This window comes from Luteimonas sp. A649 (assembly GCF_054072735.1).
In genome coordinates this window covers 279787-303642 of sequence record NZ_JBSVRQ010000003.1, presented here as the reverse complement: position 1 = coordinate 303642, position 23856 = coordinate 279787, and the positions used below count along the sequence as shown (strand labels likewise).

Here is a 23856-nt window from a genome sequence, read left to right as displayed (position 1 = left end):
TGAGCGCTCAAGGGCCTTGGCACCCGGCACCCGCGCTATCGCGCCATTCCCTCAGTTGGGAGAAGAACCCTTTTTTTGTGCCCGGCCACGCGCGGGAACGCTCCCGGTATGCTGTTGCGCCTTCCACGCACTCGACCGGCCACCGCATGCCCGCACTTGGTTCCAGCCTCGATCCGCGCTCGCAGGACTTCCAGGACAACGTCGCCTGGCACCGCGCTCTGGTGGACGAACTCGACGCCCGCCTGGCGCGTGCCGCCGACGGCGGTGGCGAAAAGGCGCGTGACCGGCACGTTGCGCGCGGCAAGCTGCTCCCGCGCGAGCGCATCGCCGCCCTGCTCGACCCGGGCTCGCCCTTCCTCGAGCTCGCACCGCTGGCCGCCGAAGAGATGTACGACGGCGCCGCGCCCGCGGCCGGCATGGTCTGCGGCATCGGCCGGGTGATGGGACAGGAGGTCGTGGTCGTGGCCAACGACGCCACGGTCAAGGGCGGCACCTACTTCCCGATGACGGTGAAGAAGCACCTGCGCGCGCAGGAAGTGGCGCGCGAGAACCACCTGCCCTGCGTGTACCTGGTCGACTCCGGCGGCGCGTTCCTGCCGCTGCAGGACGAGGTCTTCCCCGACAAGGAGCACTTCGGCCGCATCTTCTACAACCAGGCGCGCATGAGCGCCGAGAACATCCCGCAGGTGGCGGTGGTGATGGGCTCGTGCACCGCCGGGGGCGCATACGTGCCGGCGATGTGCGACGAGTCGGTGATCGTCAAGGAACAGGGCACGATCTTCCTCGGCGGCCCGCCGCTGGTGAAGGCGGCTACCGGCGAAGTGGTCGATGCCGAATCGCTGGGCGGTGCCGACGTGCACACGTCCGTGTCCGGCGTGGCCGATCATTTCGCCGAGGACGACCGCCATGCGCTGCAGATCGCGCGGGACATCGTCGGCACGTTCAACCGCCGCAAGGTCTTGCGGGTGGCCACGCGCCCGGTGGTGGAACCGCTGTTCGCAGCCGAGGAGCTGTACGGCATCGTGCCGAAGGACACGCGCCGCCCGTTCGACATCCGCGAGGTGATCGCGCGCATCGTCGACGGCAGCGAGTTCCAGGAGTTCAAGGCGCGCTACGGCAAGACGCTCGTCACCGGCTTCGCGCACCTGCACGGCTATCCGGTCGGCATCGTCGCCAACAACGGCATCCTGTTCTCGGAGTCGGCGCTCAAGGGCGCGCACTTCATCGAGCTGTGCAACCAGCGCGGCATTCCGCTGGTGTTCCTGCAGAACATCACCGGCTTCATGGTCGGCCGCAAGTACGAGAACGCCGGCATCGCCAAGGACGGCGCGAAGATGGTGACGGCCGTGGCGTGCTCGAGCGTGCCCAAGTTCACCGTGGTCATCGGCGGCAGCTTCGGCGCCGGCAACTATGCGATGTGCGGCCGCGCCTACGGCGGCCGCTTCCTGTGGATGTGGCCGAACGCGCGCATCAGCGTCATGGGCGGCGAGCAGGCGGCGAGCGTGCTGGCCACGGTGAAGCGCGACGGCATCGAAGCCCGCGGCGGCGACTGGAGCGGCGACGAGGAAGCCGCCTTCAAGGCACCGATCCGCGATCAGTACGAACACCAGGGCAGCCCGTGGTACTCCACCGCGCGGCTTTGGGACGACGGCATCATCGACCCCGCCGATACCCGGCGGGTGCTTGGGCTGAGCCTCTCCGCCTCGCTGAACGCGCCGATCGAACCCGCCCGCTTCGGCGTCTTCCGAATGTAGGAGCGCCGAAAGGGCGGGAATCCACTCAGTCGACGTCGCTAAGTCCTTGTCGGGCTTCGGATTTGGTGAGCCACGTCACAGGCGTGTGAAGGCGGCCGCGTGCTAATGTCGGAGTTCCCCTACCCCCCGACTGCACCGAGGAAAACACCGCGCCATGGCCATCTTCCCGCAAGGCTCCGCCAAGAAAGACAGCTCCCTGCCCTTCGGCAAGGACTCCACCCCGCCCGCGCGCGAGCCAAGCCCCGCCGTCGCCGACTTCCAGCCGGCCGAAGTCCCGTTCCAGACCACCCGCCCGGCCCCAGCGGCGGCACCACAGGCCAAGGAATCCGTGATCGCCTCCGACCTCACCATCGAGGGCAAGATCTCCGGCAGCGGCCATGTCCGCATCGCCGGCAAGTTCAAGGGCGACGTCAACGTCGAAGGCGACCTGACCATCGACAGCGGCGCCCGACTCAATGGCGGCGTGCGCGCCAAGCGCGTGACCGTGGCCGGCGAGCTCGAAGGCAACATCGAGTCCGCCGAGCGCGTCGAGCTGCAGCCTTCCGCCGTGCTGATCGGCGACGTCAAGGCCGGCACCCTCACCGTCGCTTCCGGCTCGCGCATTCGCGGCAACGTCGAGTGCGGCTGGGACGACGGCGCCGTCGCCGGCAAGGCCAAGGACGACAAGTCGCAGAAGGACAAGCCCGGCATCGACGTCGTCCAGTGAGCGCACGACCCGGTGCGGCAGGTGCCACGCGCACCTGCCCCCACTGCAAGACCACCATCCTGGAGAGCGCGACGGTCTGTCCGTCGTGCCGCCACTACCTGCGCTTCGAAGACAAGTCCGAGCCGGCCCAGGTCACCCGCGCGCTGCAGGTGGAGGGCGAGATCCGACATCCTTCAGAAGGCGGCGCGTGGGAGTACTCGGTGGTGCTGACCATCCGCGATGATGAAGGCACCGAGGTCTCGCACCAGGTGGTTGGCGTCGGCGCCATCCACCCCGGCGACGCCCGCACCTTCACCCTGGCGGTTGAGCTCATGCCCACCAACGACATGCGCCGCATGCCGAAGAAGCCCACCTCGCGGCACTGACCTGGACTGCGGGGCTGCTCAATCGCAGCCCCCGCAGCTTCCGCAGCCCGCCCCGCCTGCAAGCACGGGCGGCGCGATCCTGCGCCCCACCGCCCGCAGCCACGCCGGCCTGCCCTCGCGCACCATGGGGATCGCCAGCGCCACGCGCATCCGGCGCGCCGCCGCCGGGAACTGCCGTCGCAGCACCATCATTGCGCTGAGCGCGACAACCACCGCGACCACCACGTACTGCAGCACGAGGCCGGGCTCCATCAGCCTGCCCCCAGGGCCGCGGCAAGCTGATAGGTGAACAGCGACGCCAGGTAGGCGAGCGCGAACAGGAACGCGGCATTGCCGGCCATCAGCTTCCACGAACCGGTTTCGCGGCGGATCGCCGCCCAGGTCGCGATGCACTGCGGCGCGTAGATGAACCACACCAGCAGCGACAGGCCCGTGGCCAGTGACCAGCCATCGCTGATCACGGGCAGCAGCGCCGCGCTGGCCGCCTCGTCGTCCGCCGCCGACAGCGCGTATACCGTCGCCAGCGAGGACACCGCGACCTCGCGTGCCGCCAGGCCCGGGATCAGCGCGATGCAGATCTGCCAGTTGAAGCCGATCGGCGCGAACACCGCCGCCAGCGCGTGGCCGATGCGGCCGGCGAAGCTGTAGTCGATCGCCGCGCCGGTGGCGCCTTCAGGCGCGCCGGGGAACGACAGCAGGAACCACAGCAGCACGGTGAGCGCGAAGATGATCCCGCCCACGCGCTTGAGGAAAATCATGCCGCGCTCGTACAGGCCGATCAGCAGGTCGCGCGGATGCGGCAGCCGGTACGAGGGCAACTCGAGCATCAGCGCATGCTCGCCCTGGTCGCGGCGCCAGCGCTTCATCATCCACGACACGGCCAGCGCACTGAGGATGCCCGCCATGTACAGGCCGAACAGCACCAGCCCCTGCAGGTTGAACAGGCCGGCCACGGCCTGACGGGGAATGAAGGCGCCGATGAGCAGCGCGTACACCGGCAACCGCGCCGAACAGGTCATCAGCGGCGCGACCATGATCGTGGCGATGCGGTCACGCGGGTCCTGGATCGAACGCGTGGACATGATCCCGGGCACCGCGCAGGCAAAGCTCGACAGCAAGGGGATGAAGGAGCGACCGGACAGGCCGGCGGCGGCCATCATGCGGTCGAGCAGGAAGGCCGCGCGCGGCAGATAGCCGGATTCCTCCAGCGCCAGGATGAAGGCGAACAGCACCAGGATCTGCGGCAGGAACACGACCACGCCACCAAGCCCGGCGATGAGGCCATCGACCAGCAAGCTCCGTAGCGGACCCTCGGGAAGCGTGGCGCCCACGGCGCCGCCCAGCCACGCGGTACCGGCCTCGATCAGGTCCATCGCCGGCGTTGCCCAGGCGTACACCGCCTGGAAGATGAGGAACATCACCGCAGCCAGCGCCATCAGGCCGAACACCGGATGCAGCAGCCAGCGGTCAAGCGCGTCGTCGATGCGCGCAGTGCGCGCGGGCATGCTGACGGCGAGCGTGAGCAGGCGCCGCGTCTCTGCGTGCAGCGCATCCTCGCCGGCCGACGCGCCGGCCTGGCCCAGGCGCGCGGCGGGCGGGCGTGGAGTGCGCGCCATGGCCTCGATCTGTTCGACCAGTGCACCTGTGCCATTGCGGCGCACGGCCACGGTCTCGACCACCGGCACGCCGAGTTCGGCTTCGAGCGCGGCACGGTCCACGCGCACGCCACGGCGCCGGGCGACATCGACCATGTTCAGCGCCAGCACCATCGGCAGGCCGAGCTCGCGCACCTCGAGCGCGAAGCGCAGGTGCAGGCGCAGGTTGGTGGCGTCGACCACGCAGATGATGACGTCGGGCGCAGGCTCGCCGGGATAGAAACCGCGGCAGAGGTCGCGGGTGATCGCTTCGTCCAGGCTCGACGGCACCAGGCTGTAGGCACCTGGCAGGTCGAGCACGGCGTAGGCGCGGCCCGAGGGTGCGAGCAGCCGCCCTTCCTTGCGCTCGACGGTGACGCCGCTGTAGTTCGCGACCTTCTGCCGGCTGCCGGTGAGCTGGTTGAACAGAGCGGTCTTGCCGCAGTTGGGATTGCCGACCAGGGCCAGGCGCGGGATCAGTCCCGTACCCGCGCTCATGGCTGCTCGATGTCCGCGAGCACCACGCGGGCGGCCTCGGCCCGGCGCAGCGCGAAGCGCGTGTAGCCCACCTGCACCAGCAGCGGTTCGGCGCCGAGGGGTCCGGTGGCGGTGATCCGCACCTCTTCCCCGGCAACGAAGCCCAGGTCCCGCAGGCGCCGTGCGATGACATCGTTCCCGGAGCGCGCTTCCACGCGCTCGACCACGCCGCGCACCTGGCGCGGAAGTTCTGTGAGCCTCACGGGCGGGTCCAGATGGGAACTGTTCTCATTATAGCGCCGTCCGGAGCTGCCACCGCTATCATCCGGACTCTTCCGTGGAGCCCTGACGATGTCGGCAAACCTCACCCTGACCCGGCACGGCGCAGTCGCGCACCTGTGCATGGACCGCCCCGCCCTCCACAACGCCTTCGACGACGCCCTGATCGCCGGACTGACCGCGGCGCTCGAGGACCTGGGACGCGACGAGGCGGTGCGGGCGGTGGTGCTCGAAGGGTCGGGCGCCTCGTTCTCGGCCGGCGCCGACCTCAACTGGATGCGCGGCATGGCCGGCGCCAGCGAGGACGCCAACCGCGAGGACTCGCTGCGCCTGGCAAAGCTGATGCGCACGCTCGACGAGCTGCCCAAGCCGACCATCGCGCGGGTGCAGGGCGCGGCCTTCGGCGGCGGCGTGGGCCTGGTGGCCTGCTGCGACATCGCCATCGCCGCGGAAGAAGCCAAGTTCGGCCTGACCGAAAGCCGCCTGGGCCTGCTGCCGGCGGTGATCTCGCCCTACGTCATCGCCGCCATCGGCACGCGCAACGCGCGCCGCTACTTCGCCACGGCCGAGATCTTCGACGCGGCCGAGGCCCTGCGCATCGGCCTGCTGCATGAAGTGGTGGCCGCGGATGAGCTGGACGCAGCCATCGACCGCCAGCTCAAGCTGCTGCTCAAGGCCGCTCCCCACGCCTCGGCTGACGCGAAGCGCCTGGTCCGCCACGTCGCAGCCACCAACGACCGCGACCGCCTCGACCACGACAACGCCGCACTCATCGCCAACCTGCGCGTCTCCGCCGAAGGCCAGGAGGGCTTGGGGGCGTTTCTCGACAAGCGCAAACCATCTTGGGTGCAGTGAAAAGAGATTTTTGCCACGGATTTGCGCGGATAAGAGCGGATTTTCACGGATAGAGCGGTTTAGAGTGGGTCATGGCTTTGTGGAGGGGACGCATGGATGCGGCCGGTGGTGGGTTGGTGCTGGGCGGGATCAGCGGGAAGGTGATCGGGGCCTTCTTCGATACGTACAACGAGCTGGGGCATGGCTTTCTCGAGAGCGTGTATGAAGCGGCACTGGCCATCAGACTCGAGGAGTGCGGCTTCGAGGTCAGGCGGCAGGTGCCCGTTGACGTGCGATTCCATGACCGCGTGGTTGGGGAGTTCAGGGCCGACATGCTCGTCAACGATCATCTCCTCATCGAAATCAAGGCAGTCCTCCGGATCGCTCCCGCGCATGAAGCCCAACTCATCAATTACCTGAAGGCCACCGGCATCCGCCTTGGCCTTCTTCTCAACTTCGGTCCGCGTCCCGAATTCCGCCGCCGCGTTTTCTCTTAGACTCTCTTCTGCTTTATCCGTGTAAATCCGCTCTTATCCGCGCAAATCCGTGGCCAAAAAAATGCTCTCCAAAATCCTCATCGCCAACCGCGGCGAAATCGCCTGCCGCGTCATCCGCACCGCGCGCCGGCTCGGCATCGCCACGGTCGCCGTGTATTCGGAGGCCGATGCCACGGCGCAGCACGTGCGCCTGGCCGATGAGGCGTACCCGATCGGTGGGCCGCGCCCGCAGGACAGCTACCTGCGCGGCGACGCGATCATCGAAGCGGCGCTGGCCAGCGGCGCGCAGGCGATCCATCCGGGCTACGGGTTCCTGAGCGAGAACGCGGATTTCGCGGATGCGGTCGAGGCCGCGGGGATGGTGTTCATCGGGCCGAAGGCGGAGTCGATGCGGCGCATGGGCAGCAAGGCCGGCGCGAAGGACCTGATGGCCGCGGCCGGGGTGCCGGTGGTGCCAGGCTACACGGGCGAGGAGCAGGCGCCGGAGCTGCTCGCGCGCGAGGCCGGGCGCGTCGGCTTCCCGCTGATGATCAAGGCCGCGTTCGGCGGTGGCGGCAAGGGCATGCGCATCGTGCGCGCGGCCGATGAATTCCTGCCAGCGCTGGAAAGCTGCCAGCGCGAGGCGCGCAACGCCTTCGGCCGCGACCGCGTGCTGCTGGAGCGCTACATCGAGTCGCCGCGGCACATCGAGATCCAGGTGTTCGCGGATTCGCAGGGCAACACCATCCATTTGAACGAGCGCGAGTGCTCGGCGCAGCGCCGCTACCAGAAGGTGCTGGAAGAGGCGCCCTCGCCCTTCCTGACGCCGGAGCTGCGCGCGCGCATGGGCGAGGCGGCGGTGCTGGCCGCGCGCGCGATCGGCTATGCCAACGCCGGCACGGTGGAGTTCATCGTGGCGCCGTCGGGCGACTTCTTCTTCATGGAGATCAACACGCGGCTGCAGGTGGAGCATCCGGTGACCGAGATGGTGACCGGCCTCGACCTGGTCGAGTGGCAGCTGCGGGTGGCCGCAGGTGAGACGCTGCCGCTGGTGCAGGACGAGATCCCGCAGCGCGGGCATGCGATCGAAGTGCGCCTGTACGCGGAGGATCCCGATGCCGGCTTCCTGCCCGGCTCGGGCCGCCTGCAGCGCCTGCGCCTTCCGGCCAATGCCGAGGGCGTGCGCATCGATTCGGGCGTGGTCGAGGGCGACGTGGTCTCGATCTTCTACGATCCGATGATCGCCAAGCTCATCGTCCACGCCGCGGACCGCGACGGCGCACTGGCGCGCCTGCGCTCGGCATTGGCCGGCTGCGTGGTGGAAGGGCCGAAGTCGAACATCGCCTTCCTCGAGCGCCTGGCGCGGCATCCGGCCGTGGTCGAGGGCCGCATCGATACGGGCTATCTCGATCGCCACCTCGACGAGTTCATCGGCGACAGCGACGCGCACGCGCAGGGCCATGCCGAAGCGCGCGCCGCCGCCGCGGTGGCGATGCTGCTCGGCGCCGAAGCCGACGCCCGCTGCGCGGCGGCCGGCAGCAGCGACCCCGGCTCGCCCTGGGCGATCGCCGATGGCTGGCGCCTGGGCCATGCCGGCCTGCGCCGGGTGGTCCTGGGCGAAGGCGAGGCGCGCCACGTGGTGGTCGCGCACGGCGCCGGCGGTGATTACCGCATCGGCTTCGAGGGCGGTGAGCCGCTGCTGGTCGAGGGCGCCACGGTGGCCTCCGGGGCCCTGCAAGCACGTTTCAACGGGCGGGGAATGCGCTTTCCGATCGACGCCGAGGGCAGTGCCATCCTGGTCCACGATGGCCGCCGCCGCTGGCGCTTCGAGCGCATCGCCGCCTACGAGTCCACGCGCAGCGGCGAGGCCGGGGGTGGCAACCGGGTTGCGGCGCCGATGCCGGGGCGTATCGTGGTCACCAGGGTGACGCCCGGCGACCGCGTCGACGAGGGGCAGGAACTGCTGGTCATGGAGGCGATGAAGATGGAACTCGCGCTCAAGGCGCCGCGCGACGGCGTGGTCGCGGAGGTGCTCGCCCGCGAGGGTGACTTCGTCGATGCCGACGCCGTGCTGGTCACCCTGGAGGACTGAGGTGACGCTTCCCGGGCAGGTGCGCATCGTCGAGGTCGGTCCGCGCGACGGACTCCAGAACGAATCCACCCTCGTGCCCACGGCCGCCAAGATCGAACTGATCGACCGGCTGTCCGCGACCGGGCTGCAGACCTTGGAAGCCACCAGCTTCGTCAGCCCCAAGTGGGTGCCGCAGCTGGCCGATGCCGCCGAGGTCTACGCCGGCATCACGCGCCGCGCCGACGTGCGCTATCCGGTGCTGGTGCCCAACCTGCAGGGCTACGAACGCGCCCGCGCCGCCGGCGCCGACGAGGTTGCCGTGTTCACCGCGGCCTCGGAAACCTTCAACCGCCGCAACACCAATGCCGGCATCGACGAGTCGCTGGAGCGTTTCGCGCCGGTGCTCGAGCGCGCGCAGGCCGATGGCGTGCGGGTGCGTGGCTACGTCTCCACCGTGCTCGGCTGCCCCTACCAGGGCGAGGTGCCGCTGGCCGACGTGGTGCGCGTGGCGCGCGCGCTGCATGCGATGGGCTGCTACGAGATCTCGCTCGGCGACACCATCGGCGTGGGCACGCCCGCCAAGGCGCGCGCGATGCTGCTGGCCGTGGCCGCCGAGGTGCCGATGCCGGCGCTGGCGGTGCATTTCCACGACACCTACGGCCAGGCGCTGGCCAATGTGCTGGCCTGCCTGGGCGAAGGCGTGGCGGTGGTCGATGCCGCGGTCTCCGGCACCGGCGGCTGCCCCTATGCTCGCGGCGCGAGCGGCAACCTCGCCACCGAGGACCTGGTCTACATGCTGCACGGCCTGGGCGTGGAGACCGGCGTCGACCTCGACGCCCTGGTCGAAACCGGCACGTGGCTGGCCGGCATCCTCGGGCGCGAAACGGGCAGCAAGGTCACCCGGGCGCGGACCGCGGGGTGAGCAGGCCGCTGCCGTCGGATCCACCGCTGCTTCCGTCAAGCGATGGCGACAGCGGGCGGATCCTGGCGGCGCTGGATACCGCCGGCCACGACCCCGCGCTGTCCGCATCGATCCGCGCCCTGCTCCAACAGGCCGCCGACGCCCTGCGCGCGGCGAGCGCCGACGTGCAGCACGCGGAGCTGCGCTACCAGGCCCTGTTCCACGCCGTGCCCGATCCGGTGAGCGTGATCTCCGCCGACGGCACCGTGCTCGATCTCAACAAGGCCGGTGTGGTGGCCTACCGCCGACCGCGAAGCGAGATCGTCGGCCAGCCGATCCACGTGCTCAATCCCGACCTGCCGGGCGACCACATGGCGCCGGTGCTCGAAGCGGTGGACCGCGGCGAGACTTATGTCATCGAGGTCAGCAACATGCGCGTCGATGGCACGCGCTTCCCGGTGGAAGTGCACTCGGCCGGGTTCGAGCACGAGGGTCAACGCTGCGTGGTGGCCGTGGCCCGCGACCTGAGTCGTCGACGCGAGGCCGAGGCCCGCTACCGCGACCTGCTCGAGGTGATCGACAAGGGCATCCTTATCCAGGATTCGGACGGTTCGCTGGTGCATGCCAACACCGCCGCGCTGCGGATGATCGGTGCCCACCAGGGCGAACCTTCGCCGCACGGCGGCGGGCTGTTCGAACACTGGATGCTGCTGCACGCGGATGGCAGCGAGATGCCGATGTCCGCTTTCCCGGCCATGCGGGCACTGCGAGAAGGCCATCAGGTCGGCAGCACCCTGGTCGGGCTGTACCACCGCGCCCGCAGGCAGCTGCTGTGGCTGTCGGTGACCTCGATCCCCCACTACGCGGCTGGGGCCGACCGTCCGGAGCAGGTGCTGTCGCTGCTGTCCGACGTCACCGAGCTCAAGCGCGACAGCGCCCTGTTCGACCGCGTGCAGCTGCTGGCCAGCATCGGCGGCTGGGAGTGGGACCGCGCGAGCGGCAAGCTCTACCTCACCGACGAAGCCGTGCGGATCCTCTCGGGCACGCAGCCGCCGGCATCGATGGACGGCGTGGCCGACTACCTGCTGCCCGCCGACCGGGTGCGCCTGCGCCAGGCGCTGGACGTGGTCTCGGGAGGCACCGGATTCGAGCTCGACCTTCAGGGCGTGCGCGGCGACGGCCGGCCGTTCTGGGTCCGCGTGATCGGCGAGAGCGGCACCGGCGTGGCCGGCACCGCGCGCATCACCGGCACCCTGCAGGACATCACCGTGAGCAAGCGCGGCGAGCAGAGCCTGCGCGTGCTGGCGCGCAGCGACCCGCTCACCGGCCTGCTCAACCGCGACGCCATGCTCGACGAGATCGCCAGCCGGCTCGACGCCGCGCAGGACGCGCAGGTGGCGGTGCTGTACATCGACCTGGACCGCTTCAAGCTGGTCAACGACGTGCTCGGCCACGCCGCCGGCGACAGCCTGCTCTCGGCCGCGGCCGACCGCCTGCGCGCATCGGTGGGCGACCAGGGGCTGATCGCGCGCTTCGGTGGCGACGAGTTCCTGGTGGCCTGTCTGTGTGGCGACGATGCCGCACGGCCGGAGCGGCTTGCCGACGCGATCCTGGAGGCCTTTGCGGTGGGCTTCGGCTTCGACACGGACGAGTTCGTGGTGACCGCAAGCATCGGCATCGCGCGCTCGCCGCAGGACGGCTCCGACACGCAGACGCTGATCCAGCACGCCGACGCCGCCATGTACGAAAGCAAGCGGCGCACGCGGAACGGCCGCCTGGCCTATACGCCGGCGCTGGCGCAGTCGCAGCGCGAGCGGCTGCAGTTCGAGACCCAGCTGCGGCATGCCGCCGACAACGGCGAGTTCCACCTCGTGTATCAGCCACAGGTGGACCTCGCGAGCGGCCGCATCCTTGGCGCCGAGGCCCTGATCCGCTGGAACAACGAGCGCCTGGGCGAGATGCGACCGGACCATTTCATCGCCCAGGCCGAGGGCACCGGCGACATCGTGCGCATCGGCGACTGGGTGCTGCGCGAAGCCTGCCGCCAGGCCGCCGCGTGGCGCGACCACGGCCTGGGCATCGTGCGGGTGGCGGTGAACGTGTCCTACCGGCAGCTGGCGGGCAGCGACCTGACGGCGTCGGTCCGCGGCCTGTTGCAGGAGTTCGACCTGCCCGGCTCCGCGCTTGAACTGGAGTTCACCGAGCGGGTGCTGATCGAGGATGCGCCGGAGACCCTGGGCAACTTCGCGGCGCTGCGCGCGCTCGGCGTGACCCTGACCATCGACGACTTCGGCGAGGGCTACAGCGCGCTCAACTACCTGCGCCGGCTGCCGATCCAGGGGCTGAAGCTCAGCCAGCTGTTCGTGGCCGGCGTGCCCCGGAACGAGTCCGACGTCGCGGTCTGCCAAGCGGTGGCGGGCATCGCGCGCAGCCTTGGCCTGGGCCTGGTGGCGGAAGGCATCGAGACCGAAGAGCAGCGGCGCTTCCTGCTGGAGCTCGAGGTGCCGGTGGGCCAGGGCTTCCTGTTCGCGCCCGGGCTGGCGCCTGACGAACTGGCGCGCCGGCTCAGGCGGGGCGAAACCCCAAGCTCTGGTTGAGGATCGGCCATTCGGGAGCAAGCGGCAGCGGCAATCGCCGACGGTCCGTTTACTTTATGCGTGACATGCCGTTACATACTCCCGCCCGCGGATCGACCGCGTGGCTGGACCGACGGTCCGTCAACACAGGGGAAATCAAATGCTCGTTCCAAATGGCCTGCGCGGTCTCCGCGCGGTGGCAGCCGCGCTTGTCGTCTGCATTTCGCTCTCGGGCTGCCTCAGCGCCCGCATGTACGTCGACCCGACCCTGCCCGTGGTGGGCAGCGAGGACTTCACCACGCCGACCGATCCGCAGTCAGCCAACGTGCTGTTCGAGTTCCGCACCAAGGGCAATGCCAACGCCCGCGCCACGCAGGAAACCAGGTTGATCGCTCTGGAAGCCGTGCGAAAGTCGGGACTCTTCAGCGACATCGTCGACGGCGGCGCCAAGGCTGCCGACTCGCAGTTGAAGATCGTCATCGACAACGTGCCGGTAACCGAGAACGCAGCCGCGAAGGGCGTGGGAACCGGGCTGACCCTGGGGCTGGCTGGGAGCATGGTCACCGACGGCTACCTCTGCACCGCCAGCTACACCAGCGGCGGCGTGACCACGGAGACCACGGTCGAGCACGCCCTGCACACTACGATCGGCAACCATGGCGGTCCCGAGGGACTGCAGCCGGTGCCAGCGCAGCAGGCCGTCGAGACCATCGTCAGCCAGATGGTACTCAACGCCTTGAAGCAGCTTGGCGACGACAACGCCTTCGGCGCGCCGTGAACATGAGCTTCGTCCGCATCATCCTGGCCGCGCTAGTCGCGGCCTCGCTCACCGCTTGCGTGTCGATGCCGGCACCGACCTACCAGCCGTCGGTGGACACCAGCCAAGCGCTGCTGGCCTCCGCCGGAAGCACGATCCATGTCGGCCACTTCACCGCCGCCGAGGGCGTCGAGAACACTTCGCTCGGCGTCCGCGGTTCGCGATTGGAGCCGGGCCGCGACGGCACCTATGCCGGCTACTTGCGCGACGCTCTGATCACCGAGTTGAAGGCGGCGGGCCGACACGACGACGCATCGGGGATCCACGTCACCGGCGTCTTGACCGACAACACGCTCGGCTCTGGCGCCAAGACCGGCCGTGCGTCGATTGGCGCCCATTTCCGGGTCGAACGCGACGGAGGGGTGGTCCTCGACCGCACCCTGCAGGTCGAGCATGAGTGGGAGTCGTCGTTCATGGGAGCGATCGCGATCCCGGCCGCCTTCGACAACTACGCGACCACAGTGCAGAAGCTGCTGCAGAGGCTCTTCACCGACCCGGAGTTCATTGCAGTCACCGCGCCAGCGGAGGGCTGAGCAGCCAGTACCGAGGTTCCGGAAGGGCGGCATGATCGCTTAAAATGCTGCCTTTCCCGCATCAGGTGCTTTCATGCAGCCTCAGCAGATCCGCGCCCTCGTCACCGGCGGCGTCTCCGGACTCGGACTCGCCGTCGCCACCCGCATCGTCGCCGATGGCGGCCGTGTCGCCCTGTTCGACGTCAATGACGACAAGGGCGCGGCCGCCGTCGCCGCGCTCGGCCATGCCAACGCGCGCTATTTCGCCACCGACGTCACCAGCGAGGACGCCGTAGCGGCCAACATGGCGGCGGCGAAGGACTTCCTCGGCGGCCTGAACATGGTGGTCAACTGCGCCGGCATCCTCGGCGCCGGGCGCGTGCTCGGCCGCGAGGGCGCGATGCCGCTGGCGCGCTTCCAGTCGACGGTGATGGTGAACCTGGTCGGCAGCTTCAACGTTGCCAAGGCCGGCGCCGCGCTGATGCAGGACAACGAAGCGGGCGAGGACGGCGAGCGCGGGCTGATCGTCAACACCGCGTCGGTGGCGGCCTACGAAGGGCAAATCGGCCAGGCGGCGTATTCGGCGTCCAAGGGCGGCGTGGTCGGCATGACGCTGCCGATGGCGCGCGAGCTCGCCCGCTTCGGCATCCGCGTGAACACCATCGCCCCGGGGATCTTCTGGACGCCCATGGTCGATGGCATGCCGGACGACGTGCAGCAGTCGCTGTCGGCCTCCATCCCCTTCCCGTCGCGCCTGGGCCGCCCGGAGGAATTCGCCGACGTGGTCGCATACATCGCCGGCAACCGCTACATCAACGGCGAAACCATCCGCCTGGACGGCGCCGTGCGCCTGGCCCCCAAGTAAGGAACAACGATGAAGGCTTACGACGTCAAGAAGGGCAACGTGGTCGAGCACAACGGCACCGTGTACCAGGTGCGCGACATCGAGCGCAGCTCGCCGCAGGGCCGCGGCGGCAACGTGCGCTTCCGCTTCACCATGTACAGCGTGCCGGGCGGCAACAAGACCGACGCCTCGTTCGACGGCGACGACGAGCTGAAGGAAGTCGAGCTGCTGCGCCGCCAGGCGAGCTTCTCGTACAAGGATGGCGAGGCCTTCGTGTTCATGGACGACGAGGACTACACGCCCTACACCCTCGACGCCGACGTGGTCGGTGACGACGCCGGTTACATCAGCGATGGCCTGGGCGGATGCTTCGTGCAGATCATCGACGACATGCCGATCGCGGTGCAGCTGCCGCAGACGGTGGCGCTGGAGGTGGTGGAGACGCCGCCGGAGCTGAAAGGCGGCACGGCGACCAAGCGCCCGAAGCCGGCGCGCCTGTCGACCGGCCTCGAGATCCAGGTGCCGGAATACATCGCCAACGGCGAGCGCGTGCTGGTGAACACCACCAGCGGCGAATTCTCCGGACGCGCGGACTGACGGCCCGAGCGACTGTTCTTTTGTGGGAGCTGCTATAGCGGCGATTCGACCTGCCGCCACTGTTCGGGGCTGCCGATCGCCGCTATAGCGGCTCCTACAGAAGCAGGCCGCCTTCGGCTTCGTGCAGCGCGCGCAGGCGGGCGCCGAGGGCGGCGATATTGGCTTCGGCCTGTTCCAGAGACGCCCTGTTCGCAGGCGGCAGCCAGTCGCGTGCAGCCGCGCGAAGCCGTGCGTCCAGCGCGCGCAGGCGAGTGGCGCGCCCAGTGGCTCCGGAACGCGCCTGCTCGCGCTCCGCGGCCTGCGGCAGTCCGTAGCCCGGCAGCGACAGCAGGCTTGAAGGACTCGCCAGCACGCCGCCTTCGCGCAGCGCCTCGGCGAGCAGCGGCAGCAGCGCGCCGTCCGTGACGCCATCGACATCAGCATCGGCACCGGGATGGGCATCGGCAGCCAGACCGGCTTCGCCGCGTTCACTGCCGGTGCTGCCGTCGCCAACGGCGCGAAACGCCAGGCGCTTGAGTGCATCGCGCGCGTGCTGCTCCTCGCGGCGCAGAGCCGCTTCTTCAAGCAGCAGCAAGGCCGCGGACGCGCGCATGTCGGCGCGCTGCAGCCAGGGCGCGCGCTCCAGCGGCGCCATGCGCAGCCAATCCTCGACATCCGCCGGCTCGAGCGCCAGGCCTTCGCGCGCGGTGTCGTACAGCGACTGGTAGTACGTGCTCCAGGGTTCGAAGCGGTAGCCCAGCCGGAGCGCTTCGCCCGCGTCGGCCGGCACCTGCGCATCATCCACCAGCCCCGCGCGACGCAGCCGCCGCAGCAGGCCCTTCGGCGTGATGCTCGCAAGCCCCGCGTCCGCGGCGCGCGGCACGCCGTCATGCAGCAGCTTCCAGGTTTCGACCGCGCAGTTGTTGCCGATGAAGCGATAGCGGCCGTCATAGCTCCAGTGCACCCGCGCGGCCCGCTCCAGCAGCGCCCGGATCTCGCCCGCCGACAGCCGCAGCGGGATCGAGTCCAGCGGACGCAGCTCCACGCGTGCGTACTCGTCCACCACCTGCTGCAGCGGCAGCACGAACAGCCGCGATGGATACCCGCCGGTCAGCCCGTGCCAACTCGACAGCTGCAGGTCCTCTACAAAGGCGCGGAAGGACAGCACGCGGTGATGGTCGAGATCGAGGCGGCACTCCGGGCCCGGCGTTCGACCCGGCGCACAGATCACCAGGCGCAGCATCGAATGGCCCCAGCGACTCATCACCGCTTCGCCATCGCCCGCCAGCAGGTAGTCGACCGCGAACACGCGTGCCGGATCGACCTCGAGCAGCGGCGACGCATCGGCGTCGGCCAGCACCCCGGCATCGACGTAGGGCAGCGTGGCCGCGCAGTCCGATGCGCCCGGCGCCCAAGCGAAGTGCGCCTCGAAATACGCGTGCAGCGCCGGCCGCCGGCAGGCGTAGCCGGGATCAAGCAGGAAGTGCTCGAGGTTCACCGCCACGAACTCGGCCGGCGAATGCAGTTCGTACGCATCCGGACTGCGTGAGCTGAAGGCGTTGTCGCGGTTCCTTCCAGGCCACAGCGGCCGCACCTGCCAGCCGGCGAGATCGAGCAGCCGGGGATCGCGCGACAGGCCGTGGGTGCGATCCCAGTGATGGGCGAGCTCGTGAAGCAGCGCGGCGACCGCGGCACGTTCCGGTCGGGATGGCGTGTCGGTGCCCTGCCCGACTGCAGCGCCCGCCTCGGCTGCGGCACGCGTGGTCGCGACTGCGGTGGTTTCGGCCGCACCGAGCATCCCTTCCAGCAGCTCCCTGGACAGCGCAATCCGGTCTCCGCGGATGCGCCCATGCACATCGACCGGGAGGTCGTCCCGCCAGGACAGCCGCAGCGACACCTCCTGCGCCCGCCAGCGCGGCGGCAGTCGGGCCAGCGTGTCGTCGATCAGCGCGCGGGTTGCGGCGGCTTCGGCTTCGGGCAGCGCATCCGCGACCTCGACCCGCAGCGCCGTCGCCATCGCCGCCACTGGCGCAGGCGCCAACGCCAGCGCGACCGTCAGCATGATCGCGCTTCCGCAAAGCCTGCGAATGCGGCGCGTCTTCACCGGGGCTGCTCCATCCGCGTCGGGAGGATGTCGTGAATCAGAGTCTCCCGTGTGCTTGGTTTCAGAGGCGCGGGAATGGCGAGGGCGGCGGGGTGGTCGGGTACGCAGCACGCATAAAGAGCAGCGCAGCTGCCCAGCGTGCGGAGTACCTGAACACCCCGCCGCACCACGACCAGATCAACGCGCCAGGATCGCCCGCGCGAGCTCGATGTCGCTGGCGTCGCGCGCCTCGACGGACTGCTCGCGCAGATGACGCAGGGCGGCCTCGAGCCGCGCGCCGCGGATGTGGCCGTCGCTGGCGACGAAGCCCGCGGCGTCCTCGCGCGCGTTGAGCACGACCTTGTCGTTGCCTGACGTCGAACCTGACGACGCCCCGCTGGACGCCGAGCCCGCACCGGCGCTGGTGCCGGCGAAGCTGGAGGCGTGGACGGGAGCGGCGATGGCGGTGGCGAGCGCGAGGGCGCAGCCGAAGGCGATACGGATCATGTGTGGCTACCAGATGGGGGATCGAAAAGCTTTCCGGGGTTGAGGATACCGGCGGGGTCGAGCGCCGCGCGGACCGCACGCATCACCGCGATCTCGGCCGCGCTGCGCGTGGAGTCGAGGTAGGCCTTCTTGACCAGGCCGATCCCGTGCTCGGCGGAGATGGTGCCAGCGTGGCGCTGAACCAGCCCCGCCAGGTGCGCGGTGACATCGCCGCAGCGCGCGACGAATGTGTCCTGCGCGAGGTCCGCCGGCTTCAGCACGTTGATGTGCAGGTTGCCGTCGCCGATGTGCCCGAACCAGACCACCTCGAATCCGGGGTATTCCGCGGCCAGCAGCGCCTGCGCGTCGGCAAGGAACGCCGGCATCGTGGAGACCCGCACGGCGACGTCGTTCTTGTACGGCAGATGCGGCGCGAGCGCCTCGGTGATGCCTTCGCGCAGGCGCCACAGCTGCGCCGCCTGCGCCTGGGACTGGGCGACCACGCCGTCCTCGACCCAGCCCTGGCCTGCGCAATGTTCGAACGCATCGAGCAGGCGCGCGTCGTCGGGACCATCGGCCGCGGCGTCCACGACCACGTAGTAGGGATGCGCGTGCTCGAACGGCGCCTGCGCCCCGTGCGCGAGCACGTGGCGCAGGGCGACATCGGTGAAGAACTCGAAGGCTTCCAGCGCGAGGCGCTCGCGCAGCGCTTGGAACACCTGCATCAGGACGTCGAACGATGGCAGCGCGAGCAGAAGCGTCGCGATGGGCGGTGGCGGCGGCGCCAGCTTCAGCGTGGCTTCGACAACCACGCCCAGCGTGCCTTCGGATGCGATGGCGAGGTGGCGCAGGTCGTAGCCGCTGGAGTTCTTGACCAGGCCGCGGTTGAGGTCGAGCAGTTCGCCGGTGGCGGTGACGAGCTTCAGGCCGGCGACCCATTCGCGGGTGTTGCCGTAGCGCAGTACGCGGATGCCGCCGGCGTTGGTGGCGATGTTGCCGCCGATGGTGCAGGAGCCGCGCGCGGCGAAGTCGACCGGGTATTGCAGGCCGTGGCCGCGTGCGGCGTCCTGCACGGCTTCCAGCGGCGCGCCGGCCTCGACGGTGAGCGTGCGATCGACGGGATCGAAGGCGAGCACGCGGCGCATGCGCTCCAGGCTCAGCACGAGCTCGCCGTTCGCGGCGACGGCGCCGCCCGACAGTCCGGTGCGGCCACCGGACGGCACCACCGCCACGCCTTCGGCGCTCGCCCAGCGCAGCACCGCCCGCACCTCGTCGATGCTGGCGGGCAGCGCGACGGCCAGCGGTGCAGGCGTCCAGCGGCGCGTCCAGTCGCGGCCGTAGTGCAGCAGCTCGTCGGGCGCAGTGGCCAGGCGCAGGCCGGGGGCCGCGCGGCACAGGGATTCGAGTCTCGGGTCGCTCATCGCGTGGTCGCCAGGGTGGAGGCTGCAGCCTGCCAGCGGCGCCGGCCAGCGTCCAGCGCTGCAGTGCAACATCGCACGCGCGCTGGCACACTGCGGGCCTACCCCACCGCCTGCCGACGATGAAGACGACCTCCTACCCCCGCAAGGACATCCGCGTGCTGTTGCTTGAAGGCGTGAGCCCGAGCGCGGTCGCCGTGTTCCATGACGCCGGCTATTCCAGCATCGAGACCCACGCCGGCTCGCTGACCGGGGATGTCCTGCTCGAACGGGTCCGCGAGGCGCACATCATCGGCATCCGCTCGCGCACGCAGCTGAGCGCCGAGGTGTTCGCCGAGGCGCGCCGCCTGATGGCGGTGGGCTGCTTCTGCATCGGCACCAACCAGGTCGACCTGGAGGCCGCGGCGCGCGCCGGCGTGCCGGTGTTCAACGCGCCCTACTCCAACACCCGCAGCGTGGCCGAGCTGGTGCTGGCCGAGGTCATCATGCTGATGCGCGGCGTGCCGGCGCGCCACGCCGCCTGCCTGCGCGGCGGCTGGCTGAAGTCGGCCACGGGCAGCCACGAGGTGCGCGGCAAGACGCTCGGCATCGTGGGCTACGGCCACATCGGTACCCAGGTCGGGCTGCTGGCCGAGGGCCTGGGCATGCGGGTGCTGTTCCACGACATCGAGGCCAAGCTGTCGCTCGGCAATGCGCGTGCGGCCAGCGGGCTCGACGACCTGCTCGCGCGCGCGGACGTGGTCACGCTGCACGTGCCGGAAACCACGGCCACGCAGATGATGATCGGCGCGGCGGAACTCGCCGCGATGAAGCCCGGCGCGCACCTGGTCAATGCCTCCCGCGGCACCGTGGTCGACATCGACGCGCTGGCCGCGGCCCTGGAGAGTGGCCACGTCGGCGGCGCCGCGGTCGATGTGTTCCCGGTCGAACCGAAGGGCAACGACGAAGCCTTCGCGTCGCCACTGACCCGCTTCGACAACGTGATCCTCACCCCGCACGTCGGCGGCAGCACGCTGGAAGCGCAGGACAATATCGGCCTCGAGGTCGCGGCCAAGCTGGTGCGCTACAGCGACAACGGCGGCACGCTGTCGGCGGTCAACTTCCCCGAGGTCGCGCTGCCGGGCCACGAGGGCAGCCAGCGCATCCTGCACATCCACCGCAACGTGCCGGGCGTGCTGTCGCGGATCAACGAAGTGTTCTCGCAGGCGGGGCTCAACATCGACGGCCAGTTCCTTCGCACCGATGCGAACGTCGGCTACGTGGTGATCGACGTCGGTGCCACGCCGGAGCAGGCGCGGGCGCTGCGCGCGCAGCTGGCCGAGGTGCCGGACACGCTGCGCACCCGCATCCTCTACTAGTACTGGATTCTGTTGGTACTGGATTTTGTGGGAGCGGCTATAGCCGCGATGTCCCTGCCAGCGTGTATCGCGGCTATAGCCGCTCCCACAGGAGGCGGGGCATCGCAGCTGTAGCTGCTCCTACACGGGCTGGGTGCGTGCAAGCCACTTGCGCGCCATGCGGCGCAAGGAGGGATCCATCGCCTCGTCGGCGGCGATCGCTTCGACGGCCAGCCAGGCGAGGTCGTGCGATTCCTCGCCGACCACGAACGCTTCGTCGGCACCGGCGCGCACCACGTAGCGCACGTCGTGGTGCCAGTGCCCCGGCACGTCCTTGCGCTCCGGGATCCAGTGGCGGTCGAGGTCGAAGATCCCGCCCTCGACGTGCAGGCCGCCGAGCCCGCTCTCCTCGCTCGCCTCGCGCAGCGCCACGCGCGCCAGGTCGATGTCGCCGTCGGCGTGGCCGCCGGGCTGCAGCCAGCGGTCGAGCTTGCGGTGGTGGGTGAGCAGCGCACGGCGGCCGTCAGCGCTGACCAGCCACGACGACGCGGTGAAGTGGCCGTCCAGCCGGTCTCGCACGAAGGGATTGATCGCATCGTGCAGCAGCGCGATGAACAGCCGTGACTCTTCTGCCTCGCCGGGCCACGCGAGTGCGTGGGCGATGAATGCGGATTCGAGCGGTGTGGGTGCTGCCTGCGTCATGCTGCATTGCCGCATGCGCGGCGCGTTCGGGAATGGACGCCCATTATCGCCGCGAGTCGCGCTGCACTGCCGCTTGTGTGCGCGCAAGCGCTTTGGCAAGGTACGGCAGCCGTGGCGCCCTGCGCCATCCATCGCGGCACGGCTTCAGGGGATGTCGTGCCGCGGCAACAACCATCGAGGGGAGAAGCCGCGGATGTTGAGATCGCTCATGAGGGTCAAGCCGGTCGAGCCGGCGCCACACGTCGACGCCGGCGAGCCCGTTGAAGGCAGCCTGCAGGGCGAAGCCACCCTCAAGCGAACGCTGACCGCACGCCACCTGGTGCTGCTGGGCGTGGGTGCCGTGATCGGCGCCGGCATCTTCGTGCTGACCGGCCAGGCCGCGGCCGTCCACGCCGGCCCGGCAATCATGCTCAGCTTCGTGCTTGCCGGCCTGGCCTGCGCGTTCGCAGGCCTGTGCTACGCCGAGTTCGCGGCGATGATGCCGGTCTCGGGCAGCGCCTATTCCTATTCGTACGCCACCCTGGGCGAGTACGTCGCCTGGTTCATCGGCTGGTGCCTGGTGCTGGAGTACCTGTTCGCATCGAGCACGGTCGCGGTCGGCTGGTCCGGCTATCTCGTGAGCTTCCTCACCGGCACGCTCGGCCTGCCATTCCCGGCCGAGCTGGCTTCGGCACCGATCACGTGGGACGGCAGCGGGTTCGTCAGGACCGCGGGCATCATCAACCTGCCGGCAATCGCGATCGTGGCAGCGGTCAGCGGCCTGTGCTACGTCGGCATCACCCAGTCGGCCTTCGTCAACGGCATCGTGGTGGCGATCAAGGTCGCCGTGATCGCGGCCTTCCTGGGCTTCGGCATCCAGTACATCGACCCGGCGAACTTCACCCCGTTCATCCCTGAAAACGAAGGTCCCGGCCGCTTCGGCATGGAGGGCGTGTTCCGCGCCGCGACGATCGTGTTCTTCGCCTACATCGGCTTCGACGCCGTCTCCACCGCCGCCGGCGAAGCCAAGAACCCGCAGCGCGACATGCCCATCGGCATCCTCGGCTCGCTGGTGGCGTGCACGCTGGTCTATATCGCGGTGTGCGCGGTGCTGGTCGGCATTGCCCCCTACGCCCAGCTCGACACCGCCAAGCCGGTGGCCACGGCGATCGAGCTGGCCATGCTTGCCAACCCCGGCGCCAATCTGGGCTGGCTGAAGACGGCCGTCGAGATCGGCGCGATCGCCGGTCTGTCGTCGGTGATCCTGGTGATGCTGATGGCACAGCCCCGCATCTTCTATTCGATGGCGCGCGACGGCCTGATGCCGAAGATGTTCGGCAAGGTGCACCAGAAGCACCGCACGCCGTACGTGGGCACGATCGTGGTCGGCGCCGCCGCATGCCTGCTTGCCGGCTTCATGCCGCTGAGCGTGCTTGGCGAACTGGTGTCGATGGGCACGCTGATCGCATTCGCCACCGTGTGCCTGGGCGTGCTCGTGCTGCGCTACACGCGCCCCGACCTTGCGCGTCCGTTCCGGGTGCCGTTCTTCTGGCTGATCTGCCCGCTCGGCGTGATCTCCTGCCTGTTCCTGTTCATGCAGTCGTTCATGGAGCACTGGAAGATCTTCGTGGCCTGGACCCTCCTCGGCCAGGTGATCTACTTCGCCTACGGCTATCGCAACAGCAAGCTGCGCAAGACCGCCTGACAGGGGAACACAGCGATGTCCAAGGCAGCAGCGGCCGCGAAGATCGGGCCGGTCCTGGCGACCTTCGTGGTGGCCAACAACATGATCGGTTCGGGGTTCTTCCTGCTGCCGGCGTCGCTGGCGGAGTCGGGCGGAGTGACCGCGTTCTCCTGGCTGCTGGGCACGATCCTGGCGGTCGCGCTGGGTGGCGCGTTCGCGCGCCTGGTCCGGCAGTACCCGGACCTCAATTGTCCGGACGACTATGTGCGGCCGTCGCTGGGCCGCGACATGGGCTTCCTCGCCACGACGCTGTACTGGATCTCGTCGTGGATGGGCAACAACGCGATCGCGGTCGCCGCCTTCGGCTATCTGGTCATCCTGCTGCCAATCGACGACGGCGGGCTGGTGCGCCTGGGCGGACAGGTCGCGCTGATCTGGCTGATGTTCGCGCTCAACCTGATGGGGCCGCGCTCGATCGCGCGCTTCCAGTCGTTCTGCGTGGTGTTCGGCCTGCTGCCGGTCGCCGCGGTGCTGACCGGAGGCTGGGGCAGCTTCGACTCCGACATCTACCGCGCGTCGTGGAACGTCACAGAACAGTCGGACGTGGCCGTGGTCTTCGGCACTTTGGCGCCGGTGTTCTGGGCGTTCGTGGGCCTCGAGACCGGCGCGATGGTGGCCGGCGTGGTGCGCGAGCCGAACCGCAACGTGCCGATCGCCACCCTGGGCGGCATCCTGATCGCGGGCGTGGTCTACCTGGTGTCGTCGGTGCTGATGATGGGCATCGTGCCCGCGGCGGAGATGGCGGAATCCAGCGCGCCCTTCGCCCTCGTGGCAGGAAAGATGTTCGGCCCCTGGGCCATCCCGATCATCGCGGCCGCGGCCGCGCTCAAGGCCACCGGCACGCTTGGCGGGTGGATGCTGGTCACCGGTGAATCCGGCGCGCGTGCCGCGCAGCGCGGCTTCCTGCCCGGGATCTTCGGCCGCCTTCGGCCCAACGGCGCGGCGGGAAGCGGGCTATTCATCATCGCGCTGTCGATGACGGGGATCGCGATCATCACCCAGGCGCCGACGGTCTCGGGCCAATTCACGACCATCATCGACATGGTGGTCACCCTGGTGGTGATGGCCTACATCGCCGCCGGCCTGAGCCTGCTGCTTGGCACGCGCGAACGCCCGGCCAGCAAGAGCGACCGCCTGCTCGGCATGGGTGCCCTGGTTGCCTGCGGCCTGCTGGTCTATTCAACCCCAGTGGAGACCGTGGTCGGCGCCGTGGTCATCGCCCTGCTCGCCCTCGCCGCCTACCGCGGCTTCGCCCGCCGCCGGCCCACGGCGGCGTAAAAGCCAA

The 23856-nt window shown here is 69.6% G+C and carries 22 protein-coding genes; 15 read left to right on the top strand and 7 right to left on the bottom strand.

The features are described 5' to 3' along the window. Positions 1–146 precede the first annotated feature (146 nt). The 3 genes from ACW5E8_RS13365 to ACW5E8_RS13355 all read left to right on the top strand — a co-directional run bounded on the left by ACW5E8_RS13365 (position 147) and on the right by ACW5E8_RS13355 (position 2825). Positions 147–1754, top strand: coding sequence for a carboxyl transferase domain-containing protein (locus tag ACW5E8_RS13365; protein WP_456966008.1), 1608 nt, complete (start codon positions 147–149; stop codon positions 1752–1754). A gap of 154 nt (positions 1755–1908) precedes the next feature. After that, a complete protein-coding gene (locus tag ACW5E8_RS13360) occupies positions 1909–2460 on the top strand; it encodes a bactofilin family protein (protein WP_456966007.1) in 552 nt (183 codons plus the stop codon). Then, complete coding sequence (locus ACW5E8_RS13355; RefSeq protein WP_456966006.1) at positions 2457–2825, top strand: hypothetical protein; 369 nt, start codon at positions 2457–2459, stop codon at positions 2823–2825. The genes ACW5E8_RS13360 and ACW5E8_RS13355 overlap by 4 nt, the downstream gene beginning before the upstream one ends. Positions 2826–2843: 18 nt before the next feature. On the opposite strand, the gene ACW5E8_RS13350 is transcribed toward ACW5E8_RS13355, so the two are convergent. The 3 genes from ACW5E8_RS13350 to ACW5E8_RS13340 are packed head-to-tail and all read right to left on the bottom strand — an operon-like array spanning position 2844 to position 5199. After that, positions 2844–3077 carry a DUF6587 family protein gene (locus ACW5E8_RS13350; RefSeq protein ID WP_456966005.1) on the bottom strand — a complete coding sequence of 78 codons (234 nt, stop codon included), beginning with the start codon at positions 3075–3077 and terminating at the stop codon, positions 2844–2846. Continuing rightward, positions 3077–4957 (bottom strand): ferrous iron transporter B, encoded by a 1881-nt coding sequence (gene feoB, locus ACW5E8_RS13345; RefSeq protein ID WP_456966004.1) that lies wholly within the window; start codon positions 4955–4957, stop codon positions 3077–3079. The genes ACW5E8_RS13350 and feoB overlap by 1 nt, the downstream gene beginning before the upstream one ends. Next, positions 4954–5199 (bottom strand): FeoA family protein, encoded by a 246-nt coding sequence (locus tag ACW5E8_RS13340; RefSeq protein WP_456966003.1) that lies wholly within the window; start codon positions 5197–5199, stop codon positions 4954–4956. The genes feoB and ACW5E8_RS13340 overlap by 4 nt, the downstream gene beginning before the upstream one ends. An 88-nt stretch (positions 5200–5287) precedes the next feature. Here ACW5E8_RS13340 and ACW5E8_RS13335 point away from each other — a divergent pair, with 88 nt between their 5' ends. The 9 genes from ACW5E8_RS13335 to yeiP all read left to right on the top strand — a co-directional run bounded on the left by ACW5E8_RS13335 (position 5288) and on the right by yeiP (position 14843). Next, complete coding sequence (locus ACW5E8_RS13335) at positions 5288–6070, top strand: enoyl-CoA hydratase/isomerase family protein (protein WP_456966002.1); 783 nt, start codon at positions 5288–5290, stop codon at positions 6068–6070. Positions 6071–6162: 92 nt separating this feature from the next. Beyond that, complete coding sequence (locus ACW5E8_RS13330) at positions 6163–6546, top strand: GxxExxY protein (RefSeq protein WP_456966001.1); 384 nt, start codon at positions 6163–6165, stop codon at positions 6544–6546. A gap of 61 nt (positions 6547–6607) precedes the next feature. Further along, positions 6608–8617 (top strand): acetyl-CoA carboxylase biotin carboxylase subunit, encoded by a 2010-nt coding sequence (locus ACW5E8_RS13325; RefSeq protein WP_456966000.1) that lies wholly within the window; start codon positions 6608–6610, stop codon positions 8615–8617. Position 8618: 1 nt separating this feature from the next. After that, positions 8619–9518 (top strand): hydroxymethylglutaryl-CoA lyase, encoded by a 900-nt coding sequence (locus ACW5E8_RS13320; protein ID WP_456965999.1) that lies wholly within the window; start codon positions 8619–8621, stop codon positions 9516–9518. Further along, positions 9515–12094 carry a sensor domain-containing protein gene (locus tag ACW5E8_RS13315; RefSeq protein WP_456965998.1) on the top strand — a complete coding sequence of 860 codons (2580 nt, stop codon included), beginning with the start codon at positions 9515–9517 and terminating at the stop codon, positions 12092–12094. The genes ACW5E8_RS13320 and ACW5E8_RS13315 overlap by 4 nt, the downstream gene beginning before the upstream one ends. A gap of 139 nt (positions 12095–12233) precedes the next feature. Further along, complete coding sequence (locus ACW5E8_RS13310; protein WP_456965997.1) at positions 12234–12851, top strand: hypothetical protein; 618 nt, start codon at positions 12234–12236, stop codon at positions 12849–12851. Positions 12852–12853: 2 nt separating this feature from the next. Beyond that, complete coding sequence (locus tag ACW5E8_RS13305; protein WP_456965996.1) at positions 12854–13423, top strand: hypothetical protein; 570 nt, start codon at positions 12854–12856, stop codon at positions 13421–13423. 73 nt (positions 13424–13496) lie between these two features. Continuing rightward, positions 13497–14267, top strand: a complete 771-nt coding sequence (locus ACW5E8_RS13300; RefSeq protein ID WP_456965995.1) for an SDR family NAD(P)-dependent oxidoreductase — start codon at positions 13497–13499, stop codon at positions 14265–14267. A gap of 9 nt (positions 14268–14276) precedes the next feature. After that, the gene (gene yeiP / locus ACW5E8_RS13295; RefSeq protein WP_456965994.1) at positions 14277–14843 is read left to right on the top strand and encodes an elongation factor P-like protein YeiP; all 567 of its coding nucleotides are present in this window, start codon (positions 14277–14279) and stop codon (positions 14841–14843) included. Between the two features lie 94 nt (positions 14844–14937). Here yeiP and ACW5E8_RS13290 read toward each other — a convergent pair whose 3' ends face one another. The 3 genes from ACW5E8_RS13290 to ACW5E8_RS13280 form a co-directional block, all read right to left on the bottom strand. Beyond that, positions 14938–16884, bottom strand: a complete 1947-nt coding sequence (locus ACW5E8_RS13290; RefSeq protein WP_456965993.1) for a DUF7844 domain-containing protein — start codon at positions 16882–16884, stop codon at positions 14938–14940. Between the two features lie 219 nt (positions 16885–17103). After that, positions 17104–17412 (bottom strand): DUF2388 domain-containing protein, encoded by a 309-nt coding sequence (locus ACW5E8_RS13285; protein WP_456965992.1) that lies wholly within the window; start codon positions 17410–17412, stop codon positions 17104–17106. After that, complete coding sequence (locus ACW5E8_RS13280; RefSeq protein ID WP_456965991.1) at positions 17409–18812, bottom strand: FAD-binding oxidoreductase; 1404 nt, start codon at positions 18810–18812, stop codon at positions 17409–17411. The genes ACW5E8_RS13285 and ACW5E8_RS13280 overlap by 4 nt, the downstream gene beginning before the upstream one ends. Before the next feature lie 119 nt (positions 18813–18931). Here ACW5E8_RS13280 and serA point away from each other — a divergent pair, with 119 nt between their 5' ends. Then, entirely contained in the window at positions 18932–20167 is a 1236-nt protein-coding gene (gene serA / locus ACW5E8_RS13275) for a phosphoglycerate dehydrogenase (protein WP_456965990.1), read from the top strand. Between the two features lie 120 nt (positions 20168–20287). Here the strand turns inward: serA and ACW5E8_RS13270 are convergent, their stop codons facing one another. Next, entirely contained in the window at positions 20288–20848 is a 561-nt protein-coding gene (locus tag ACW5E8_RS13270) for an NUDIX hydrolase (RefSeq protein ID WP_456965989.1), read from the bottom strand. Positions 20849–21041: 193 nt separating this feature from the next. Here ACW5E8_RS13270 and ACW5E8_RS13265 point away from each other — a divergent pair, with 193 nt between their 5' ends. Both ACW5E8_RS13265 and ACW5E8_RS13260 read left to right on the top strand, forming a co-directional pair. After that, a complete protein-coding gene (locus ACW5E8_RS13265) occupies positions 21042–22532 on the top strand; it encodes an amino acid permease (protein ID WP_456965988.1) in 1491 nt (496 codons plus the stop codon). A 15-nt stretch (positions 22533–22547) separates the two neighbouring features. Then, on the top strand, positions 22548–23849 hold the full coding sequence (locus ACW5E8_RS13260) for an amino acid permease (RefSeq protein ID WP_456965987.1): 1302 nt from the start codon (positions 22548–22550) through the stop codon (positions 23847–23849). The last annotated feature ends 7 nt before the right edge of the window (positions 23850–23856 follow it).

What these genes read in the sequence shown, in the direction of transcription:
- feoB (WP_456966004.1), bottom strand. Translation starts at nt 4,957, where the DNA reads ATGAGCGCGGGTACGGGACTGATCCCGCGCCTGGCCCTGGTCGGCAAT.
- ACW5E8_RS13280 (WP_456965991.1), bottom strand. Translation starts at nt 18,812, where the DNA reads ATGAGCGACCCGAGACTCGAATCCCTGTGCCGCGCGGCCCCCGGCCTG.
- ACW5E8_RS13360 (WP_456966007.1), top strand. Translation starts at nt 1,909, where the DNA reads ATGGCCATCTTCCCGCAAGGCTCCGCCAAGAAAGACAGCTCCCTGCCC.
- ACW5E8_RS13260 (WP_456965987.1), top strand. Translation starts at nt 22,548, where the DNA reads ATGTCCAAGGCAGCAGCGGCCGCGAAGATCGGGCCGGTCCTGGCGACC.
- ACW5E8_RS13265 (WP_456965988.1), top strand. Translation starts at nt 21,042, where the DNA reads ATGTTGAGATCGCTCATGAGGGTCAAGCCGGTCGAGCCGGCGCCACAC.
- yeiP (WP_456965994.1), top strand. Translation starts at nt 14,277, where the DNA reads ATGAAGGCTTACGACGTCAAGAAGGGCAACGTGGTCGAGCACAACGGC.
- ACW5E8_RS13335 (WP_456966002.1), top strand. Translation starts at nt 5,288, where the DNA reads ATGTCGGCAAACCTCACCCTGACCCGGCACGGCGCAGTCGCGCACCTG.
- ACW5E8_RS13285 (WP_456965992.1), bottom strand. Translation starts at nt 17,412, where the DNA reads ATGATCCGTATCGCCTTCGGCTGCGCCCTCGCGCTCGCCACCGCCATC.
- ACW5E8_RS13365 (WP_456966008.1), top strand. Translation starts at nt 147, where the DNA reads ATGCCCGCACTTGGTTCCAGCCTCGATCCGCGCTCGCAGGACTTCCAG.
- ACW5E8_RS13290 (WP_456965993.1), bottom strand. Translation starts at nt 16,884, where the DNA reads ATGCTGACGGTCGCGCTGGCGTTGGCGCCTGCGCCAGTGGCGGCGATG.
- ACW5E8_RS13350 (WP_456966005.1), bottom strand. Translation starts at nt 3,077, where the DNA reads ATGGAGCCCGGCCTCGTGCTGCAGTACGTGGTGGTCGCGGTGGTTGTC.
- ACW5E8_RS13300 (WP_456965995.1), top strand. Translation starts at nt 13,497, where the DNA reads ATGCAGCCTCAGCAGATCCGCGCCCTCGTCACCGGCGGCGTCTCCGGA.
- ACW5E8_RS13270 (WP_456965989.1), bottom strand. Translation starts at nt 20,848, where the DNA reads ATGACGCAGGCAGCACCCACACCGCTCGAATCCGCATTCATCGCCCAC.
- ACW5E8_RS13325 (WP_456966000.1), top strand. Translation starts at nt 6,608, where the DNA reads ATGCTCTCCAAAATCCTCATCGCCAACCGCGGCGAAATCGCCTGCCGC.
- ACW5E8_RS13310 (WP_456965997.1), top strand. Translation starts at nt 12,234, where the DNA reads ATGCTCGTTCCAAATGGCCTGCGCGGTCTCCGCGCGGTGGCAGCCGCG.
- ACW5E8_RS13305 (WP_456965996.1), top strand. Translation starts at nt 12,854, where the DNA reads ATGAGCTTCGTCCGCATCATCCTGGCCGCGCTAGTCGCGGCCTCGCTC.
- serA (WP_456965990.1), top strand. Translation starts at nt 18,932, where the DNA reads ATGAAGACGACCTCCTACCCCCGCAAGGACATCCGCGTGCTGTTGCTT.
- ACW5E8_RS13330 (WP_456966001.1), top strand. Translation starts at nt 6,163, where the DNA reads ATGGATGCGGCCGGTGGTGGGTTGGTGCTGGGCGGGATCAGCGGGAAG.